The sequence below is a fragment of the Devosia psychrophila genome, from assembly GCF_000971275.1.
GTDB lineage: Bacteria > Pseudomonadota > Alphaproteobacteria > Rhizobiales > Devosiaceae > Devosia > Devosia psychrophila.
On record NZ_LAPV01000169.1, the window covers coordinates 1 to 3,464 of the forward strand.

4 protein-coding genes are annotated in these 3,464 nt (G+C 59.2%); 2 read left to right on the top strand and 2 right to left on the bottom strand.

Annotated features, from left to right (window positions below; all coding sequences use genetic code 11):
• The first annotated feature begins 166 nt into the window (after positions 1-166).
• The gene (locus tag WH91_RS25850) at positions 167-292 is read left to right on the top strand and encodes a hypothetical protein (protein ID WP_280140273.1); all 126 of its coding nucleotides are present in this window, start codon (positions 167-169) and stop codon (positions 290-292) included.
• 61 nt (positions 293-353) lie between these two features.
• Positions 354-1,133, top strand: a complete 780-nt coding sequence (locus WH91_RS22820; protein ID WP_082102276.1) for an NtaA/DmoA family FMN-dependent monooxygenase — start codon at positions 354-356, stop codon at positions 1,131-1,133.
• Here WH91_RS22820 and WH91_RS22825 read toward each other — a convergent pair.
• Together WH91_RS22825 and WH91_RS19190 are read right to left on the bottom strand one after the other, a co-directional pair.
• Positions 1,114-1,455, bottom strand: a complete 342-nt coding sequence (locus tag WH91_RS22825) for a hypothetical protein (protein ID WP_143078315.1) — start codon at positions 1,453-1,455, stop codon at positions 1,114-1,116. The genes WH91_RS22820 and WH91_RS22825 overlap by 20 nt on opposite strands.
• Before the next feature lie 283 nt (positions 1,456-1,738).
• Entirely contained in the window at positions 1,739-3,169 is a 1,431-nt protein-coding gene (locus WH91_RS19190) for a cytochrome P450 (protein WP_199533550.1), read from the bottom strand.
• Positions 3,170-3,464 lie beyond the last annotated feature (295 nt).

Genomic DNA, 3,464 nt, shown 5'->3' on the forward strand with positions numbered 1-3,464 from the left:
TTCTGTCTCGGTTATGCTCTCGACGACCAGTCCAGCCGGAATCAAGGACGAAGTCCGCATATTCATCGCCATGTTGCTGATTCCTCTTCGAAAACAGCACCACCTCGCCACCAAATATCATCGAGAGTGAGTCAGAGCCACTATTGCTCGCGAATTTACAGCCAAGATGGATGCGGTCGGCACCTTCCTCTTCGAAGCCAGCATTCTCAAGGATGGCAATGGTTCGGCCGTAACGGCGAAGCCTGACTTTACCAGCTACTATTCCAACGCTTACCTCGACACCACGCCATGACAAAAAGCCGGCGCATGGGGCTCAACGCTGTCATCTTCGGCTTGGGCAGCCATGAGGCCGGCTGGCGCATGCCCGAGAGCAATGCCTTGCCTCGACCGATCTCGACTACTGGATCGATATTGCGCGTCGCGCCGAGAATGGCGGCTTCGATGCCCTTTTCCTGGGCGATGTGCTGGCCATTCAGCAAAGTCCCGACCGGCACCGGTCTGACGCCATGGATCCGCTGGTCATTCTCTCGGCCCTTGCAGCCGTTACCCAGCGCATCGGGCTCATCGGCACCGCCTCGACGAGCTATGATCACCCGTTTCATCTGGCGCGGCGCTTCGCATCGCTCGATCACATCAGCAAAGGTTGGGCGGGGTGGAACATCGTCACCTCATCCAATCCTCTTAAGGCCTATAATTTTGGGCTTGATGCGATGCCCGATCATGCCGAGCGCTATGCCCGGGCCTCCGACGTAACCGAAACCACGCTTGCCCTCTGGGACTCATGGCAGCAGGATGCCCGCATTGCCGATAAGCAGGCAGGCCTATATCTCGACAGCGCGAAGGTGCGGCGCATAGATCATGATAGTCCATTCGTCCCGAGCCGTGGCCCGCTCAAAGGGCCGCGCTCGACGCAGGGCCTGTCAATTCTGGCTCAGGCCGGTGCCTCGGAAGCTGGAAGGGACTTTGCCGCCCGCTATGCGGATATGGTTTTCACCGTGCAGTCCCATCTCGCCGGTGCCCAAGCCTTCTACCGGGATATGAAAGCGCGCCGCCAGCCTGGGCCGTGCGCCAGAAAGTCTGCTGATCTATCCCGGTATCGTGCCAATAGCGGCTTCAACACGCCAGCAGGCTGAAGACCGGCTGGCGCAGATGAATGGCTTCATGGTCATAGAGCACCTCCTCGTCAAACTCTCCGAATTTTTGGGCGCCGACCTGTCGCAAGCCGATCTCGATGCCCCGCTCCCTGGCGACATCGGGGGCCATGCTGCACAAAACTAGGCGAGCCAGAGCCGGGTCGCCGTTCTGGTCGGAATTGCCCAAGGCGACAGGCTTAGCCTTCGACCGCTGCTGATGCGTCTTGCAAGCGGGCGAGGTCATCTGCTTGCAGTGGGCACAGGAGCGGACATACAGATACAATGCGGGACTGGTTCGACAACGGCGCTGCAGACGGCCCAACGTCATGGCCCCTGTCTGCCAGGCGACCTGGCAAGTTTCATCGATGTTGTGATCCCCAAACTCGCTGAGAGAAAACTATTTGCGGTGGACCACCAGCCCACCCTCCGCCAGCTATTCAGCTTGTCCGCGGCCTAAAGCTTCGCGGGATATCTTTAAGCTTCGGCAAGGCGCCTCATTCGGTCGTCGGAAAGGCGGCTCAACAGTCCTAAAAACGGCCATTCCTCGTCCAAAACATCTGCATTGGGTCTGTACATTTTTGAAGGATGCGCGCGGTTCGGACAACTCACATTTGTCGGGGCGTCACACGCAGGTTAATCCCGGTATCAGGGCGCACGGTCATCAGCATGGTCGGATGAGGCAGGGGGCGCGGACCTGGGGCAAAGCGGAAGCGGGACAGCAAGGTCCCCAGGATAATCTGGGCTTGCATCATTGCAAAGTTGGCCCCAACACAGACGCGCGGGCCTGCTCCAAAGGGCAGATAGGAATAGCGGTCCCGGGCCTTGACCTGCTCGGGCAGGAAGCGGTCTGGGTTGAAGGTATTGGGATTGTCCCACAGCGTTGCGTGGCGATGAAGCGCATAGAGCGGCAGGAAGATCACATCATTTGCGCGAATATCGCGACCACCCAGCTGGTCGTTGGCGAGCACTTCGCGCGCCAACATTCCCACCGGTGGATAGAGCCGCATGGATTCCTCAAGGATGCGCCGGCCGAGCGGCATATCCTCAAGATGTCCCAAGCTGGCAGGCTGATCGTCGAGAACGCTCCGGGCCTCAGCATAAGCTTCTTCCTGGACTTTTGGATAGAGCGCTAACAGCTGCAGCGCCCAACTGAGGGCCAGTGCGGTTGTTTCGTGGCCCGCGACGATGAAAAACTGCATGTTGTGCAGCACATCTTGAGCCGACATTGTACGCCCGGTCTCAGGATCCGTTGCCTTGAGCATGAAGTCGAGCAAGTCATCAGCTTGGCCGGTCGCCTGCGCGCGGCGAGCGTCAATGGCCTTGGCGACCATGTCGTGCATGGTGTGCACGGCACCATAGCCCAGCAGCTCTCCAGGACGCGGAAACCAGCTTGGGACGCGCAAAAAGTCGAGAAGTGATGCTTTTCCCGCGGTTTCAAAATAACGAATGATAGCAGCGCCATAGACTTTGGCATCGAAATGCTCCCTTCCCGATAAGGCGACCTCGCAGATTACATCGAAGGTCGCGGTGAGCATTTCGGCCACCAGTTCTGCATGCGGCCCGGCCGCGTGCAGCCGCTGAGACGCCCGTTCTGCAGTTGCCGTCATCACGGGAGCGAGTGCTGTTACATTGCGCTGCGCGAAAACCGGCGCGACGGCGCGACGCTGCCATCGCCACTCAGCGCCTTCCGCGGTGAACAGGCTATTGCCGATTGCCGGTCGAAGCATGCGCAACATGACCTCGGACTTGGGATAGTTGGCGGCGTTGTCGAGATAGATTCGCCGCAACGAGGCCGGGTCCTGCACCATGTGCCAGCGAGACGCGCCCATGCGCCCCGACACTATTGGTTGCTGATAAGCAATGGCTGGAATGATCTCGAGCACGTTGCGGCGGGCAGCTCGCACCGACTGGAGGATAGATAACGGCTTACCATGAGGCTCAACATGGGGAGGCAGCATCTGCAGATCAGTTTGGGGCAAGACCTGTGTCCTCGGTTCCACGCAGGCTAGTCGTATCCCATTAGATTGCTCATCCAAAACCACACGTAGGTGATTCTGCTCCCGCTACGAGCTCTGATGCCACACAGCTCAGCTCCGTCGCCCTGCGGCTTAATCAAAGACCCCGAAAAACCCTGGACTTCGAGACGCCGGCCGATAGGTCACGGAAGGTGTTGCAGTGACCGGTTGAACCCACCCCCCCATTCAGGTCGTTCAAGCAGCCTCGATGCTGTCCCGAAAGCTGTCACTCCTGCGGACCTCAGCACACTTCAGTCGGGGGCGACCGCCATGACGATGCTCGAGGTTTATTGGCCTCCAAAAATTCCAACACCGC